Consider the following 1146-nt stretch of genomic DNA (forward strand, 5'->3'; position numbering starts at 1 on the left):
TTGGAGTTCAGAGCGGGCGCGTTTGATTTTCAAACTTCGCAACAGAACCAAATAGGGTTAATCTCATCAAGAAAAGGAGTTAGAAACAGTTGCGAAAATATATGATCTACCTCAGCAGTTTATTGGTCACATTTATCCTGAGTTATGCGACGATTACTTGGCTGATTATGCCCGTTCTCACTCGCTATCAAAGCCTGGCTAGGTTGATTAACCACTTTGACTATACCGCATTAACTTTAATACTCTTATTAACGCTGATTATCTGGTTGTTTGGCATCCAGTATCACCTCAAAGATTTTTCAGTTATTTATCTCTATCTTGCTTTCAGTGTGTATTTATTACTGTTATTCATGGTGCTTTTTACTAAAACAACGGATTTTCAGGCGATATCACTGAATCCTTTTGACTTTATAAAAGCGGATACCAGAACGATTCAAGAGGCAGTGCTAAATATTATCTACTTCATTCCTTTAGGTGGCCTTTACTGTATCAATACTGATTTCAAACAGTTTGTCATTGTCAGTTTGGTCACACTTTTAGGAATTGAAACCATTCAATTTATCTTTTATTTGGGCACATTTGCCATTAGTGATATTATCTTGAATTTTTTGGGTTGTTTGATTGGGTATTATTGTTGTTGGGAGATTAAAAGGCGGTTGAGTTGAGCTAACCCAAAAGTAGCATAAAAATAGACAGGAGATATATCTCGAATGGTATCGAGATATATCTCCTGTCTATTTTTATGAGGATTTCATTCCAAATGTCTTATTTTTTATTTTTTAGCGCCATGATAATGTATAAAATTGTACGCTGATTAACCACTAACATGCCACAAAATAATAGGGCAAGGCATAGATACAAGACTTTACTCGGCAGATAAAATAAACAAAGAATTTGTACCAAAATGATCACAAAATTACTTATAAAAGTTCGCCATTTAATCTGAATCACCACAAATTTTTGCGTATCCTTGACACGAAATAAAAACGTTGTTAAGAATCCAAGCATTGAAGCTAATCCAGCACCATTCAAGCCAAATAATGGAATAAGTAATACTTGTGCAATGACACAAACGATTGCTCCAAATAAAACCGTCTCGGGCGCGAATCCGGCGGCGCGCGCCAGCAGTTCCGCGCGGAGCGCACG

At 36.7% G+C, this 1146-nt stretch carries 2 protein-coding genes; one reads left to right on the forward strand and one right to left on the reverse strand.

Annotated elements, in window-relative coordinates; translation table 11 throughout:
• Positions 1 to 101 precede the first annotated feature (101 nt).
• Positions 102 to 665 carry a VanZ family protein gene (locus tag AB0N16_RS41850; protein ID WP_357056717.1) on the forward strand — a complete coding sequence of 188 codons (564 nt, stop codon included), beginning with the start codon at positions 102 to 104 and terminating at the stop codon, positions 663 to 665.
• 100 nt (positions 666 to 765) lie between these two features.
• Here the strand turns inward: AB0N16_RS41850 and AB0N16_RS41855 are convergent.
• The coding region (locus AB0N16_RS41855; RefSeq protein ID WP_365806045.1) for a polysaccharide biosynthesis C-terminal domain-containing protein at positions 766 to 1146 on the reverse strand (381 nt) is incomplete at its 5' end.

The sequence above is a fragment of the Streptomyces sp. NPDC051105 genome, assembly GCF_040682795.1.
Lineage (GTDB): Bacteria > Actinomycetota > Actinomycetes > Streptomycetales > Streptomycetaceae > Streptomyces.

Excerpts from the sequence above, each read along its gene's own strand:
- AB0N16_RS41850 (WP_357056717.1), top strand. The coding sequence starts at position 102 with ATGATCTACCTCAGCAGTTTATTGGTCACATTTATCCTGAGTTATGCG.